The following is a 14,885-nucleotide window of genomic DNA, read 5'->3' on the forward strand; positions in this document are numbered from 1 at the left end:
GAGTGTCATGATGAGAGAGAGAATTTTGGAAATCATTGCGGAACAATTGAATCGACCGGTCGACGAACTGGATTCTTTTATGGATTTTGTCGAAGATTTAAACATGGATTCCATCGAGCTGGTTGAAATGATTATGAGCGTCGAAGACGAATTTGATATTCAAATCGAAGAAGAAAAATTAGAAAATGTCCACACCATCGGCGATGTTTTGGAATTAGTGGAAGCGTACGAATTCGAGTGATCGATTTTAAAAAGCTTGAGCGACGAATAGGCATTGAATTTAAGGACAGAGCTCTGCTGAGAGAGGCTTTTTCACACAAGACCTTCGCACGGGAAAACAACATCGATTCTTATGAGCGATTGGAGTTTCTCGGCGACAGCCTATTAAATTTTCTCGTGGGGGATTATCTTTTTTCAAATTCCGGCGATGAGGAGGGCGTCCTAACGAAAGAGCGCGCCGCATTGGTTTGCGAAGCGGCTTTGAAAAAAGCTGCAGATGACTTAGGTCTTAAGGGGTTTCTTCTCATGGGGGAAGAGCTGAAGAAGGACACAAAGTTTAATGTGCCCGGCGACGACTTATACGAGTCCCTCCTAGGGGCTATTTATTTCGACAAAGGGTTGGAGGCGGCGAAGTCTTTTGTGGAAGGGACGCTGTTAAAGGACGCCTTCAAAGAGGCGGCGGACTACAAATCTCGCTTGCAGGAGATGGTGCAGAAGGAATATCACAGTAACGGAGTGGAGTACCGCTGCGTGGAAATCGACGCCCATGCCGTAGGGGACGAGGACCGCTTTGAAGCGACGGTCTTTATTCTCGGTCGTCCCGTCGCTTCGGGCCGCGGGCGCAACAAGAAAACAGCTCAAAGCCGTGCCGCAGCGCGAGCGATCAGAAAGACAGACCATGGCGAAGCGTAATATTATTCCCATATTCATCCCTTTTTCGGGTTGCCCGGTGAAATGCATTTACTGCAATCAAAATCAAATCACCGGCGTTAAAGGCCTTTTGTCGGCGAAAGAGGTGGAGGAGAGGATTACAACGGCTCTGGAAAGGAACGGCAGCCGGCCTTCGGAGGTCGCTTTCTACGGCGGCACCTTTACCATGCTGGCCTTAGAAAAACAAAAAGCCCTTCTGTCGGCGGTTCAACCTTTTTTTGAAAGGGGACAGGTTACAGGGATTCGATTATCTACGCGGCCCGAAGCTTTGGATAATGAAGCTTTCGAGCGCTTAAAGGCTTATGGCGTCAAGACCATCGAATTTGGAATCCAGTCCACGGATCCGGAGGTGCTTCAATCCTCCATGCGGGGCGTGGATGTCCGTGAAATGGATCTTGTAGTAAAATCGGCAAGGGCATCGGGTATTCAGGTGGGCCTGCAGCAGATGATCGGCTTGCCGAAGGATTCCTTTGAAAAAGATTTGAACACGGCACGCTGGATCATCGAGCGGGGCGATTTCGTGCGGATTTATCCCACGGTGGTATTTCGTGCGACAGAGCTTTATGCCATGTATCGTCAAGGCCGCTACGAGCCCTTAACTTTAAAAGAAGCCATCGATCGGACGGCGGTACTGCTCGATGAATACGAGGCGGCAGGTCTGAGGGTTATACGAGTCGGACTCCCGCAAATGGATCGTAGCGCCTATGTGGCGGGGCCCTATCACGATAATTTCAGAGAATTCGCAGAATCTTTACGGCGACTAAACAAGATATTTATCCGTTACAAGTCGGTACGGTCCGTGGAAGGAAGCGGCCGGTCAATTAATTATCTGGTAGGCCCTTACGGCTACGGAAGAAAAGCCCTGGAAAAAACTTACGGTCCCATCATCTTTCGAACCATTCCCGACGAGGGAAATTTGTTGCGGATCGACGGAGAGGAAAAAGATACTTATGCACTTAATTGAAATGGAGCTTTACGGCTTTAAATCCTTTGCAAAAAGGACGCGCATACGCTTTTCCGAAGATATTACGGCCATTGTCGGTCCAAACGGCAGCGGCAAGAGCAATATCGTCGACGGCATTATGTGGGCCCTTGGCGAATCCAGTGTCAAACAGCTCCGCGGCAGCAAGATGGAAGATGTTATTTTCAGCGGCACCGATCGTCAGCAAGGAGTGAATTTTGCAGAAGTCGTTCTCACATTTGACAATAAGGACGGCTTTTTTGATTTGCCATACGAGGAGCTGTCCGTTTCAAGAAAATATTTCCGCTCCGGAGAGAGTCAATACACGATCAACAAAAAGCGCGTTCGTCAGAAGGACGTGCGGGAAATATTTTTAGACACGGGGATCGGCAAGAACGGCTACTCCTTTATCGGCCAAGGACAGATCGAAGAAATTTTAAGTACGAGGCCCCAAGACCGTCGAAATGCATTTGAGGAAGCGGCGGGTATCAGCCGATTTAAATTACGTAAAGAAGAGACGGTTCGAAATCTTAATAAGACCACGGAACATATCGAACGCATCGACGACATTTTTTCCGAGCTGAAAAGCCGCAGCGGCGAAATGGAAGAAAAAAGAGAAAAAGCCCTTCGCTTAGCAGAGCTGGAAGTGGAGAAGGAAAGATACGGTTTTGCTCGCTTAACCCGGGAAGTGGAAGCGGCGAAGGACAGGCAAGGGAAAGTCCTCCATCGCTACGAAAACCTGGAAAAATCTTGGGAGGAACAAAAAGAAGCCAATCGCCTGACGGAGACGGACATCGAGGCGAAGGAAGCAGCTATCGACGCCGACGGGGATCGGGAAGCAGCATTAAACGAAGAGATCATGTCCTTGATTCGCGACAAGGAGCATGCATCCGGCGATCTTCGCTCGAAGATACAGCGCCGTGATTATTTAAGTGAAGAAAAAACGCGGTTGGAAGCCTCCGCCGAGCTGCTGGAGAATGAATTAAAGGAGCTCGAGGCAGCAAAAGAGAAGCAAGAGGCGGAGGCCGACGAGCTGAAGCGGGTGTCGGATGAAAAATCGACCGTCGTGGAGGCGCTAAGCGGCGAATACGACGCCTTGCGCGCAAAGGTGGAGGCCATGGACCTTGGCGAAGAGTCTCGTCGCGAGGCCTTGGCTCAGCTCTCCGACAGGCGGCACTCTTTGGAATCCCGCTTACAGGCTCTCGACTACTTGTCTAAAGAACGGAAAGAGCGGCTGGCGCAACTAAACCTGCGAAAAGATGAGTTAATTCGTGAAACTGTGGAAGTTTCGGGCCATGTCGAGGAGTTCGAGAAAAAAGAAGCGGACATCGACGGCAAGCTCGGCGATTTGCACAACGAGCTTCACAGATTACAGACGCGAATTAAAGATATTAATGTTGAAAAAGAAAAGTCTGAAGAAGCGATTAAAAACCTGTCCATCCGCGCCGAAGGCCTGGACAGGGAAAAAAGATATTTGGAACGGTTGCGAGACAATCACGAAGGCTTTCAATACGGCGTCAAGCAATTTTTAAAGGAAGCCAAGTCGGAAGCCTTTTACGGGGATGTCATCGGTCCCGTGGCGGAGCACTTGCATGTGGAAGAGCGCGACGCCTTGGCCATCTCCACGGCCTTGGGCTATGGCGGACAAAACATTATTTTAAAAGACGACCATAAGATTCGCACGATTTTGTCTTACTTAAAAAAACATAAGATGGGGCGCTTGACCTTTTTGCCCTTAACGAGCTTAAGCTACCGGCCGATTTCCGGAGACGTCAGAAAAAATACATCGGTTCCTTTCCGCGTGGCGGCCGACTGCGTGCGGGCAAGTGACGAGCTGCGCCCCGCCGTTGAGTTTCTCCTCGGCCGTATTCTTATCGTAGATACGGTGGATGAGGCTAAGCAGCTTGCGAAGGATCTGAAACATCGCTACCGCATCGTCACCAAAGGCGGCGACGTCTTTCAGGTCGGCGGTGCCGTAACCGGCGGCCAGGCGAAAAACCAATCGACGGAGCTTTACACCCGGGACAGTGAAATTACGAAAAAAGCCGCCGAGCTAAAGGATGCTTTGGATAAATTAACGAGGACGAAGGAAAACTTCGCAGCCCTTGAAAAAAACCGTAGCGATTTATCTCAAGAGGAAAAAGAACTGGCGGCCGATGTTCTGCACAACGACGAAAGACGCAGAAAGTCATCCGAGCAGCTCTACCGTTTGCGCTCCGCCTTGGAATCTGTGGAAGCTCGCTTGGATTCCATTAATGAAGAGATTCAAAAGGAAACGGACGCCCTTATGCGGGACGATGAAGACCGCAACGAACAGGAAACAGCACTGGAAGCGGTGAGCCTTTCCGAAAAGGATTGGACTCAAGATGCGTCTGAGGATGTGGCATCATTCCACGAAAATCTGGAGAAGCTGCGCGAGGAATTAAACACGGCGAAAATCGACAGACAGAAAAAGATTTCCGCCTATCGGGAATCGGCTCTTCGCTTGGAACAAATCGCGAAAGATTCCGAGGGCGTAAAAACGCGCTTGGAAGCTTCCATAGAAAGCTTAAAAGCCATGACCGGTGAAACGGAGCGACTGGACGAGGCCATTGCCACGGCAGAGCCGGAGCGCGCCGCCTTGGACGAAAGGGCGACGGCCCTTGAGGAGGCTCTGGCTGAGCTTAAGAATGAGGTATCGGATAAAAAGCAAAAGCTTCGTGAAGAAAAGCTGGCCCTTGAAGAGAATAAAGAGCAGGCCTTCACCTTGGAAAAGGAAATGGTGCGCCTGCAAAATCAACTGGAAGAAGCGGATCGCGCCTGTATTATCTACACCGACGAGCTGAGCCAAATGACGGATCCCGGCGATATTCACGAGCTGCTGGAGATGCCGGTCACCGGCTTGCGCAAAAAAGAAGGGGCCATCGACAAGGAAATCACCTTTATCGGCCCCGTGGACGGCGACGCCCTTGCCCAATACGACGCCTGGAAAGAACGGGTGGATTTTCTTTCGGAGCAGCGGGAAGACCTGGTGCTCTCGAAGGACAAGCTTGAAAAAATGATCAAACGCCTGGACAAGGATATGCGAAAGCAATTGGAAGAGGCGCTGATTTTAATCAACGGCTACTTTAATGACATTTTTCGCGAGCTCTTCCAAGGCGGCAAGGCGTCCTTGGCATGGGAGGAAGGCGATATTTTAGAGGCGGGAGTTTTGATTTCGGCGCAACCGCCGGGAAAAAAATTACAGTCTCTGTCCCTCTTGTCCGGCGGCGAGCGTTCCATGACGGCGGTGGCCCTCTTGTTTGCCTTGTTGCGCATGCGCCAATCGCCGTTTTGCATCGTCGACGAAATCGACGCGGCGCTGGACGATGCGAACATTCGACGTTACTCGAACTATGTGAAGCAAATCGAGGACATGCAATTTATAATGATCACCCATAGAAAACAAACCATGGAAATGGCCAATGAAATATACGGCGTGACCATGGAAGAAAAGGGAATTTCCCGGCTGTTATTTTTAGAATTGGAGGAGGTTGAATCCCATGTTGGAGTGGCTCAAGCGAAAGATCGGTAAGGAAGACGAAAACGCCGATGTAAAGGTAGAAGCGAAAGTCGAAGAGCATTCTGAAGAACTTATCGACGAAAGCACTGTAGAATCCGAACCGGCGGCGGTTGCTCAAGAAGATGTGACTGAAGCCAATGCCAAAGAAGCCGAGGCAAGTCCGGTCCGTCATAAAGCCTACGATTTTTCTCAACCGAAAGAGAAGGCAGTGGAGGAAAAGACAGTTGAAGAGAGAGTCGAGCCCGAGGCTCAAGGGCTTATTAAAGAGACGGCTGATGATACAGATGTGGCGAAGGCGGATGAAAAAGAAGAGGTCTCCGATTCCGCTGTTGAAGATGCAGAAGTAATTGAAATTCCGACCACTGACTCTTTATCAGAAGATGTAGAGCCATCTGAAACGAATGAGGCAGTAAAAGAAGAAGAAGCGGTAGCGGAAGAGGTCGAAGACGAAAAGCCTATAGAAGAAGAGCCCGCAACTGAAGAAGCCGAAGAAAAAGTCGGCTGGTTCCAACGCTTAAAACAAGGTCTCGAAAAAACGCGAGACGACATGAATTATAAGATCAACGACATTTTAGGCAATTATGTACAAATCGACGACGATATGATGGAAGATTTGGAAGATCTTTTGATTTCATCGGATATTGGCATGGAAACCACCATGACATTAATCGACCGCCTAAAAGACTCCATTCGCGAAAAACAAATTAAGGATCCGAAGCTGGTCAAAGGCCTTTTGGCCGATGAGATAAAAGCCATTTTAGAAGGCGATCCGGCGAAAAATCGATTGAACGTGGAACCGTCCCCGGCGATCATCCTCATTGTCGGCGTCAATGGCGTAGGTAAGACAACGACTATCGGCAAGCTCGCTTATCGCTTTAAAAGCGAAGGCAAGTCCGTTTTAATTGCGGCGGCAGATACCTTCCGTGCCGCAGCTATCGAGCAGATCGAGACCTGGGGCGAGCGTTCCGACACGCCGGTCATTAGCCACAAGGAAGGCGCCGATCCGGCGGCAGTGGTTTACGACGCCATTCAGGCGCAAAAATCCAGAAACATCGACGTGTTGATTTGCGATACGGCGGGACGTCTGCATAATAAGAAAAATCTGATGAACGAGCTCGAAAAAATTCATCGCATCATCGAAAAAGAAGCGCCGGAGGCACAGAAGGAAGCACTACTGGTTCTCGATGCCACCACGGGTCAAAATGCCATTCTCCAGGCGAAAACATTTAACGAGGTCACGGACTTAAGCGGTTTGATCCTTACAAAATTAGACGGCACCGCCAAGGGCGGCGTGGTCTTGCCCCTGGTTCAGGAGTTGGACATTCCCATTAAGCTCATCGGCGTCGGCGAAGGCATGACGGACTTACAGGATTTTTCCGGAAAGGATTTTGCCAACGCATTGATCAACGCGGAATAATATGTATAATTTACTCTATCTCTTGAAATTTATTTACGAAAGTTAGATAATAAAGAAAAGAAATTGTTTACCACTAGTTTTCGGAGGAGGAATTATGAAAATAACACGTCCTGCTTGGCTGGAAATCGATTTGGACCAAGTGAGAAAAAATATGCAGGAAATTCAACGGCACCTCGGTAAGGGAACCGAAGTCATCTCGATAGTCAAAGCGGACGGCTATTCCTTTGGCGGTATAGAAATCGCCAAGGCCATGACCGAAGCCGGCGTGAAGCGTTTCGCCGTCGCATCAGGCAACGAAGGCGTCGCCCTTCGCCGCGCCCTACCCGACGTGGACATTTTGGTCCTGGGCTACACTCCGGAAGAATTGAACGACATGATGATCGAAAACTCCATCGACATGGCTCTCTACCGCGTCGATGTAGCGGAAAAATTAAACGAAGTTGCCGCTCGCATGGGCAAAAAGGCCGGCGTACACATCGCTATCGACTCGGGCATGAACCGAATCGGCTTCAAGCCGACAGATGAAAGCATCGATGCCATCGAAAAGATCGTGAACATGGATCACCTGGAAGTAAAAGGCATGTTTACCCACTTCGCCTTGGCCGATGAAGATCGCGACTTTACACTAAAACAATACGGACGCTACGATTGGGTCGTTCAAGAATTGAAAAAACGAGGCATCTCTTTGAATCGCCACGTTTCCAACTCTCACGCCCTGATGAACTTCAGAGAATTTGATTTAGAATATGTTCGCCCCGGCATCGTCCAATACGGTACCACCGAAGGCGATCCCGGCGGAAAGGATTTCGACGTACACTTCGTCGCCCAATTAAAGGCTAAAATCGGTCACGTGAAGACCGTCGAAGCCGGCGAAGGCGTCAGCTACGGTCAAATCTACGTCACAGAAGGCGAAACGAAAATCGCCACGATCCCCATCGGCTATGCCGACGGCATGGAACGGAGCATGTCTGAGAAATTCGACGTCCTTGTCGGCGGGAAGCGTTGCCCGCAAATCGGACGGATCTGCATGGACCAAATGATGATCGACGTTACCGGCGTCGACTGCAAGGTTGGCGATGAAGTGGTTCTTATCGGCAAGCAAGGGGACGAAGAGGTCACCATCGAAGAGCTTGCAAAGGCCAATAATGAAATTCCAACTTCCTTCGTCACCCACTTTAAAAAACGGCTTCCGAAGGTGTATATGAAGGGCGGCGTGCTCTATAAAATCGTCGATGAAGTCATGGGAATTGAATATTGACAAGCAGCTGAAAGGATAGTATAATTACAGGGTCAAGGAATAAACCTGACCCTGTTTTTTTATGGGAGTGATCATGGATAAGACAGTACACGTCAATGTTTTGTTGGACTTATACGATCAATTATTGAGCGACAGGCAAAGACAAGTGATGGATCTCTATTACAAGGAAGATTATTCCTTAAACGAGATTTCCGATCTCTTAAGTATTTCTAAACAAGCCGTTTCCGAGCACATCAAACGGGCCGAGGCGGCATTAAAGAATTACGAGATGGCCCTTGAACTCGCCAGAAAAACGAAACAATGGAATGAAGACGGAAAGGCAATTACCTCGTCCTTGGAAGAGCTTCGGCAGTTTTCCGCGGACGCCCGTTTTCAGGATATTATCGATGGAATTGAAGCTCGTATAGATAAGGAGGGATACTTTGATATTTGAATCCCTGGCCGATAAATTGCAAGACACCATCGGCAAATTGCGCGGCAAAGGAAAAGTAACCGAGCAAGATGTCGATGAGGCGATGCGCGAAGTAAAATTGGCATTGCTCGAGGCGGATGTTAATTTCAAAGTCGTCAAATCCTTTGTAAAAAAAGTAAAAGAACGCTCCTTGGGCAGCGACGTCATGGAAAGCTTGACGCCGGGCCAACAGGTCATAAAAATCGTCATGGAAGAGCTGTCTGCCCTTATGGGTGACAGCGCGGAAAAAATCGATTTTTCTAAAAATCCGACCGTCATCTTGATGACCGGCCTTCAAGGGGCAGGGAAGACGACGACGACGGCAAAGCTGGCGCGGCTTTTAAAGAAAAAGAACAAGCGCCCCTTGCTCGTCGCTTGCGACGTCTACCGACCCGCGGCTATTAAGCAGCTGGAAGTTCTGGCGTCACAAATTCAGGTCCCTGTTTTTGCACAGGGAACGGATAAAGATCCTGTGGAGATCGCCCGAAACGGGATCGACCATGCGAGAGCGAACGGCAACGACGTCGTCATAATCGACACGGCCGGTCGTCTTCACATAGACGAAGCGCTCATGGATGAAATCAAAGGCATTAAAGAGGGCACAGAGCCTACGGAGATTCTTTTGGTTTTGGATGCCATGACCGGACAAGATGCGGTAAAAGTCGCACAGGCTTTTGACGATGCCCTGACCATTACAGGGGTCGTGCTTACGAAGCTGGACGGCGACGCACGTGGCGGTGCGGCTCTGTCGATTCGATCGGTCACCGATGTGCCCATTAAATTTATCGCCTTAGGCGAAAAGATGGATGCACTGGAGGTTTTCCATCCGGATCGCATGGCGAAACGCATCCTGGGCATGGGCGATGTGGTCGGATTAATCGAAAAGGCGGAAGAGTTTGTCGACGAGAAAAAAGCCAAGGAATTGGAAGAAAAGCTTCGTTCCCAAACTTTCACCTTCGACGACTTCCTGGACCAAATGCAGCAGATGCGAAATTTAGGTCCCTTGGAAGATTTGCTGGGCATGATTCCCGGCATGAACAACAAGGCCTTGAAGAACATGAAGATCGATGAGAAGGAATTTGCTCGCGTCGAAGCGATCATTCGTTCCATGACAAAAAAAGAGCGTACACATCCGGAGATCATCGACAGTTCGAGGAAAAAGCGCATTGCCAAAGGATCGGGCACCGATGTCAGACAGGTAAACGGGCTTTTGAAGCAGTTTAAAGAATTGCGAAAAATGATGAAAAAGCTCGGCGCGATGAATGGCGGAAAAGGCAAACGCAGAATGAAAATGCCTTTTCCATTTTAAATGAGAAATATGGGAGGACATAATGGCAGTAAAAATTAGATTGAAGAGAATGGGTTCGAAAAAGAATCCTTTTTACAGAATCGTAGTGGCAGACTCCAGAAAACCGAGAGACGGCCGTTTCATTGAAGAAATCGGCTACTACAACCCCTTAACGGAACCGAAGATTTTACGCGTCGATGCCGATAAGGCAAACACCTGGGTTAAAAACGGTGCAAAACCGACGGATACCGTGGATCGTCTCTTTAAGGAAAACGCCGTTTACGAAGCAACGGGCAATTACGACAACACCGACGTTCAAAAGGCAAAACGTGCCGAAAAACAAGCAGCCGAACAAAAGGCTCGTGCCGAAAGAGAAGCTGAATTAGATCGCTTGGACGAAGAAGCCAAAGAACGTAAGGCAAAGGAAGCCGAAGAAGCAAAGGCTGCCGCTGCTAAGGCTGAAGAAGAAGCTGCCGCTTCTGAGGAAGCCGAAGGCGAAGAAGCTACTGAGGAAGAAGCTGCTGCAGAAGAAGCGGAAGAAGTTACCGAAGAATAAAGCTCGAAGCAGGAGGTGAAACCGTGGAAGCATTGATTCAATACATTGTTTCAAAGCTCGTCGTGGATCAGGATTCCGTCGAAGTTATTGAAACCAGAGACGGCGATGAGGTTCACGTACAGGTTTATATCAACCCCGACGATATGGGGCGCGTCATCGGACGTCAGGGCAAAATCGCCCGCTCCATTCGCAGCATCGCTAAAGCTATAGGGACGAAGGAACAAGTCATGGTCTCGGTGGATTTCGATGCCAAAGAAGAATAGAGTGCTGGTCGGTGAAATCACATCGGCCCATGGCATTCGCGGCATGGTAAAGGTTTATCCCTATACGGATACGCCGGATCGGTTTCAAACCATATCCCGCATCTATATCGAGGGAGAGGACAGCCTGCGTTCAATCGAATCGGCATCGGTTCAAAAAAATATGGCTCTTATAAAAATCGAGGGCATCGATACGCGAAACGCATCGGAGGCGATCTGCAAAAAGAAATTATTTATTCCTTTCGAAGATCGAAAGCCCTTGGAAAAAGATCAATATTTTATTGACGACTTATTGGGTCTTACGGTATATACTGTAGATGGAAAGGTCATCGGCGAGCTTTCCGATGTCATGACCCAGCACGGCAACGATATTCTGGTCATCCGGTCCGGGGACAAAGAGGTGCTGATACCTTTTGTAAAAGCATTTGTCCGCTCGGTTGATGAAAAGGGCATTGTCGTCGAACCCATCGAAGGGATGCTTTCATGAGATTTACCGTATTAACTCTGTTTCCCGAGTTTGTCGATACGATGAAGAGCTATTCCGTTATCGGCCGTGGGGTAGATAAGGGCTTGATCCAATTGGACTGCGTAAACATTCGTGACTATACCACGGACAAGCACAACAATGTGGACGACTATAGCTACGGAGGCGGCCCTGGCATGGTGCTGCAGGCGCAGCCGGTGACCGACGCCATTCTAAAGAATCGCGGTTGGGACGGATACGTCATCCATCTTTCTCCAAGAGGGAAAGTGCTGGATCAGGCGAAGCTGGAATCATTGGCGAAGAAAGAACACATCGTGTTGGTCAACGGCCACTACGAGGGCATCGACCAGCGCGTGTTGGACCACTATGTAGACGAGGAAATTTCTGTCGGTGACTATGTGCTTTCCGGCGGGGAGCTGGGCTCCATGATTTTAATCGACGGCATCAGCCGATTGATCGACGGAGTCCTGAGCAATGAAGATTCGGCGGTGGAAGAATCCCACAGCCAAGGACTTCTGGAACACGGCCACTATACCAGGCCCTATAACTTCAGAGGGTATTGTGTTCCCGATATTTTGTTAAGCGGTAATCACCGGAAAATCGAAGAATATAGAAGAAGAGAAGCTCTGAAAGTGACTTATGAACGTAGACCGGATTTATTAAAATCCGCGGAGCTTTCGGAGTCGGATAAGAGTTATTTAAAAGCTCTGGAAGAAAAACAAGAGGGGGAAAAACATGGACATTATTAAATCCATTGAACAAGCGCAATTAAAAGACAATCTGCCTGAATTTCGTGTCGGCGACACGGTACAAGTTCACTACCGCATTATCGAAGGTGCCAGAGAAAGAATCCAAGTCTTTGAAGGTACCGTTATTAAGCGTCAAGGTGGCAGCATCAATGAAACCTTTACCGTTAGACGTCTTTCCTACGGTGTCGGCGTAGAAAGAACTTTCCCGGTTCATTCTCCGAGAATTGCCGAGCTTAAGGTATTAAAGCGCGGTAAAGTTCGTCGCGCCAAGCTTTACTACTTACGTGATCGTCAAGGTAAGGCTGCAAAAGTTAAAGAAAAGAAGTTTTAATTGTTAATAGGCATTGCTCTGGCAGTGCCTATTCTTTTAGATTCTGTTCAAAACAAAGAAAGTAGCAGGTGCCATGAAAAAACTACTTATTTTACTATTGGTTCTCGCGGCCTTATTGTTCGGCGGTTACACCGTATTAAATAAAGCCGGCGGCAACAATCAATATTCCGACATTTACAAATCCTTTCACGTGATCTATGAAGATGAATTGATTCCGAAAAAATACGCCATGCGTGAAGACGGTCAGTACTTTATGTCCTTGGAAGGCATCCAAAAATACATCGACGAAACGGCGCGCTTCGACGAGGCCAAGGGCGCCGTCGTCTTTAACAATCGCAGCGGTGAAAAAGTCTTGCCCTTAGACAGCAAGGAAGGAACGATCAACGGCGGTAAAATCGCCTTAAGGGACCCGCTGATTAAAAAAGACGATCAAATCTTTATTCCCGTGGAAGCGTTCATTCACGATTATCCCGTTCGTATGAATTACGAAAAAGATAAAAACGTGCTGATCATCGACAACCGCATGAAAAAACACGCCGTCGGCAGCTTGTCCGGCGACGGCGTCAATCTCCGCGAGTCGGATACCACAGATTCGCCCATTGTCGCCACATTAGGTGCCGACAGCAAGCTTTGGGTTTACGGTAAAAAAGATGATTGGTATCACGTTAGAGAACAAGACGGATACTTAGGTTGGATTCGCGAAGATAATATCAAGGTCGAAACTTTGGACGGCGGTAAATATACGGGTGACAGCGGTCTTGTTCAGCAATCGGCGATTAAAAAACCGTTAAACATTACCTACGACTACACCTACGGACAAGTGAAGGAAGAGGTGGTCAACGGCATTAAAAAGATCGAAGGGCTGGACGTCGTCATTCCCACATGGTTCTCCGTAGAGAATGCTCAAGGAGATATTCGGGACCGCGGCGATATTCGCTATGTAGAAAATTATGCGAAGCTGGGTATTGCGACCTGGGCCTATTTGGATAACAGCTTTGATCCGGATTTAACCCATCAATTCCTTCAAAACGAAGAAGCCCGTAAAAAAGCCGTAGCAACTTTAATTAACTTTACCAAGTCCTATGGCATGAAGGGCGTTAATATCGATTTCGAAAATATGAAGGTAGAAGATCGCGACGCTTTAACGGCATTCGTAAAGGAAGTTTCCGATGCGGCTAAGGCGGAAAATCTTCTCGTTTCCGTTTGCGTAACGCCCCAGGTGTCGAAAAATGTGAAAAATGAACTGTACGACCGAAAAGCGTTGGCCGAACTTTGCGATTACGTCATTCTCATGGCCTACGACCAACACTGGGGCAGCTCCGACAAGCCCGGGTCCGTTGCCGAATACAAATGGGTGGAAGGCAATGTCAATGTCAGCTTAAAAGATATTCCGCCGGAAAAATTCATCCTTTCCGTTCCCTTCTACGCCCGTTTGTGGAAAGAGGGAGAAAACGGCCTGACATCCAGTGCCGTCGGCATGCAAACGACGGCTGAATACGTCAAGTCTCGCAACATAAATCCCACCTGGGACGACGAGGCGAAGCAGTACACCATCAATCAGGACGTCAACGGCAAGAGCGAGAAAATTTGGATCGAAAATGCCGAATCCGTGGCGTGGAAAGTATCGCTTATGCGCAAATACAATCTTGCCGGGATTTCCTCCTGGCGATTAGGCTTTGAAACGCCGGATGTTTGGACCGTCATGGCGGATCAATTCAGCAAATACCGCTATCCGTACCAATAAAATTGATTATTTCGGAAATTTTGATATAATAGCATAGGAAGTCGGAATAAAGAAAAAGGAGTGTTCATGGTACCTGAAACACATCGCATAATTGCCGGTGAATTAAGAGATCGCATCATGCAGGATTACGGCATTATACTAGACGAATCCAAAATGTTGCGTGGATCTATTGCACCGGATATTTATCCGAAGTACAAATTTATTCCCCATTACTATGACGAGAGCATCGATTATATTGTGGAGAAGATTGTATCGATCGTGCCCTATATGTCTGAATTGCTTCGTGACACGGCATGGAAAAATCTTTTAAATCTTCCGGTAAGCTACAAGATCGGCGTCATCAGCCACTATCTATGTGACTACATGACTCATCCTCATGCGCGGCGCATTCGTTGCACGTCCATGACAGACTTGCGGGTTCACATGAGCTATGAAAAAGATTTAAATCGCCACGTTAAAAAACACGGCATCGATCGCGACTCTATTCGCGGCTTTGATATGGGAAGCTTTCACGGCGATAAAGACGATTTAAGAGTCTACGTGAAGGATCAGATTACCTCTTTAGTCGCGCTATATAAAAAAGAAACCATCACATTTGAAAATGATGCAAACTTTGCATACATCGTCAATGTGTTTATATCGAAAGTTGTTTGTGAAGCGGCCTTAAGCTACGAAAAGGCCGGACAAGTTCAAATGGCATAACCTTTGAAGAGAAGGGAAGTAGGGTCGCTTATATTCAGCGAGGCATGACGGTGAAAGATGTCTTTAAGCGCCTATGGAAAACATCTCGGAGGCTCTGCTCTCAAAAGGGCAGACGGTTTTACCCGTTATTTAGTAATAGAGTATGAAGTACTCGAACAGGTGGCATAGCGAATTTTTCGTCCGATTGATGAAGAATTCGCTTTTTTATTTAAG

Annotated in this window: 14 protein-coding genes and 1 pseudogene; all 15 read left to right on the top strand. The window is 48.3% G+C overall.

Features of this window, described 5'->3' with window-relative positions; translation table 11 throughout:
- Nucleotides 1-10: 10 nt before the first annotated feature.
- The 15 genes and pseudogenes from BQ7397_RS05535 (at nucleotide 11) to BQ7397_RS05605 (ending at nucleotide 14,672) form a co-directional block, all read left to right on the top strand.
- Nucleotides 11-241, top strand: a complete 231-nt coding sequence (locus BQ7397_RS05535) for an acyl carrier protein (protein ID WP_077075118.1) — start codon at nucleotides 11-13, stop codon at nucleotides 239-241.
- The gene (gene rnc, locus BQ7397_RS05540; RefSeq protein ID WP_159435160.1) at nucleotides 238-912 is read left to right on the top strand and encodes a ribonuclease III; all 675 of its coding nucleotides are present in this window, start codon (nucleotides 238-240) and stop codon (nucleotides 910-912) included. Before BQ7397_RS05535 ends, rnc begins: the two co-directional genes overlap by 4 nt.
- Nucleotides 899-1,894: an elongator complex protein 3 gene (locus BQ7397_RS05545; RefSeq protein ID WP_077075120.1), complete on the top strand. Its 996-nt coding sequence runs from the start codon at nucleotides 899-901 to the stop codon at nucleotides 1,892-1,894. Before rnc ends, BQ7397_RS05545 begins: the two co-directional genes overlap by 14 nt.
- Nucleotides 1,881-5,444, top strand: coding sequence for a chromosome segregation protein SMC (smc, locus tag BQ7397_RS05550; RefSeq protein WP_077075121.1), 3,564 nt, complete (start codon nucleotides 1,881-1,883; stop codon nucleotides 5,442-5,444). The genes BQ7397_RS05545 and smc overlap by 14 nt, the downstream gene beginning before the upstream one ends.
- Nucleotides 5,413-6,849: a signal recognition particle-docking protein FtsY gene (gene ftsY / locus BQ7397_RS05555; RefSeq protein WP_077075122.1), complete on the top strand. Its 1,437-nt coding sequence runs from the start codon at nucleotides 5,413-5,415 to the stop codon at nucleotides 6,847-6,849. The genes smc and ftsY overlap by 32 nt, the downstream gene beginning before the upstream one ends.
- A 94-nt stretch (nucleotides 6,850-6,943) precedes the next feature.
- A complete protein-coding gene (gene alr / locus BQ7397_RS05560; RefSeq protein ID WP_077075123.1) occupies nucleotides 6,944-8,107 on the top strand; it encodes an alanine racemase in 1,164 nt (387 codons plus the stop codon).
- Nucleotides 8,108-8,180: 73 nt separating this feature from the next.
- Nucleotides 8,181-8,540, top strand: coding sequence for a YlxM family DNA-binding protein (ylxM, locus tag BQ7397_RS05565; protein WP_200801209.1), 360 nt, complete (start codon nucleotides 8,181-8,183; stop codon nucleotides 8,538-8,540).
- Complete coding sequence (ffh, locus tag BQ7397_RS05570) at nucleotides 8,530-9,867, top strand: signal recognition particle protein (protein ID WP_077075124.1); 1,338 nt, start codon at nucleotides 8,530-8,532, stop codon at nucleotides 9,865-9,867. Before ylxM ends, ffh begins: the two co-directional genes overlap by 11 nt.
- Before the next feature lie 22 nt (nucleotides 9,868-9,889).
- A pseudogene (rpsP, locus tag BQ7397_RS09370) lies at nucleotides 9,890-10,135 on the top strand (30S ribosomal protein S16); the annotation flags it as partial.
- 290 nt (nucleotides 10,136-10,425) lie between these two features.
- The gene (locus BQ7397_RS05580; protein WP_077075126.1) at nucleotides 10,426-10,665 is read left to right on the top strand and encodes a KH domain-containing protein; all 240 of its coding nucleotides are present in this window, start codon (nucleotides 10,426-10,428) and stop codon (nucleotides 10,663-10,665) included.
- Nucleotides 10,649-11,149 (top strand): ribosome maturation factor RimM, encoded by a 501-nt coding sequence (rimM, locus tag BQ7397_RS05585; protein WP_077075127.1) that lies wholly within the window; start codon nucleotides 10,649-10,651, stop codon nucleotides 11,147-11,149. The genes BQ7397_RS05580 and rimM overlap by 17 nt, the downstream gene beginning before the upstream one ends.
- The gene (gene trmD, locus BQ7397_RS05590; RefSeq protein WP_077075128.1) at nucleotides 11,146-11,895 is read left to right on the top strand and encodes a tRNA (guanosine(37)-N1)-methyltransferase TrmD; all 750 of its coding nucleotides are present in this window, start codon (nucleotides 11,146-11,148) and stop codon (nucleotides 11,893-11,895) included. The genes rimM and trmD overlap by 4 nt, the downstream gene beginning before the upstream one ends.
- Nucleotides 11,882-12,226 (top strand): 50S ribosomal protein L19, encoded by a 345-nt coding sequence (rplS, locus tag BQ7397_RS05595; protein WP_077075129.1) that lies wholly within the window; start codon nucleotides 11,882-11,884, stop codon nucleotides 12,224-12,226. Before trmD ends, rplS begins: the two co-directional genes overlap by 14 nt.
- Before the next feature lie 73 nt (nucleotides 12,227-12,299).
- On the top strand, nucleotides 12,300-13,970 hold the full coding sequence (locus BQ7397_RS05600; protein ID WP_077075130.1) for a glycosyl hydrolase family 18 protein: 1,671 nt from the start codon (nucleotides 12,300-12,302) through the stop codon (nucleotides 13,968-13,970).
- Nucleotides 13,971-14,036: 66 nt separating this feature from the next.
- Nucleotides 14,037-14,672, top strand: a complete 636-nt coding sequence (locus BQ7397_RS05605; RefSeq protein ID WP_077075131.1) for a zinc dependent phospholipase C family protein — start codon at nucleotides 14,037-14,039, stop codon at nucleotides 14,670-14,672.
- Nucleotides 14,673-14,885: the final 213 nt, after the last annotated feature.

Source organism: Aedoeadaptatus urinae, assembly GCF_900155585.1.
Classification (GTDB): domain Bacteria; phylum Bacillota; class Clostridia; order Tissierellales; family Peptoniphilaceae; genus Aedoeadaptatus; species Aedoeadaptatus urinae.

What these genes read in the sequence shown, in the direction of transcription:
- BQ7397_RS05600 (WP_077075130.1), top strand. Translation starts at nt 12,300, where the DNA reads ATGAAAAAACTACTTATTTTACTATTGGTTCTCGCGGCCTTATTGTTC.
- BQ7397_RS05535 (WP_077075118.1), top strand. Translation starts at nt 11, where the DNA reads ATGAGAGAGAGAATTTTGGAAATCATTGCGGAACAATTGAATCGACCG.
- ylxM (WP_200801209.1), top strand. Translation starts at nt 8,181, where the DNA reads ATGGATAAGACAGTACACGTCAATGTTTTGTTGGACTTATACGATCAA.
- trmD (WP_077075128.1), top strand. Translation starts at nt 11,146, where the DNA reads ATGAGATTTACCGTATTAACTCTGTTTCCCGAGTTTGTCGATACGATG.
- smc (WP_077075121.1), top strand. Translation starts at nt 1,881, where the DNA reads ATGCACTTAATTGAAATGGAGCTTTACGGCTTTAAATCCTTTGCAAAA.
- rplS (WP_077075129.1), top strand. Translation starts at nt 11,882, where the DNA reads ATGGACATTATTAAATCCATTGAACAAGCGCAATTAAAAGACAATCTG.
- alr (WP_077075123.1), top strand. Translation starts at nt 6,944, where the DNA reads ATGAAAATAACACGTCCTGCTTGGCTGGAAATCGATTTGGACCAAGTG.
- BQ7397_RS05605 (WP_077075131.1), top strand. Translation starts at nt 14,037, where the DNA reads ATGGTACCTGAAACACATCGCATAATTGCCGGTGAATTAAGAGATCGC.
- BQ7397_RS05545 (WP_077075120.1), top strand. Translation starts at nt 899, where the DNA reads ATGGCGAAGCGTAATATTATTCCCATATTCATCCCTTTTTCGGGTTGC.
- ftsY (WP_077075122.1), top strand. Translation starts at nt 5,413, where the DNA reads ATGTTGGAGTGGCTCAAGCGAAAGATCGGTAAGGAAGACGAAAACGCC.
- rimM (WP_077075127.1), top strand. Translation starts at nt 10,649, where the DNA reads ATGCCAAAGAAGAATAGAGTGCTGGTCGGTGAAATCACATCGGCCCAT.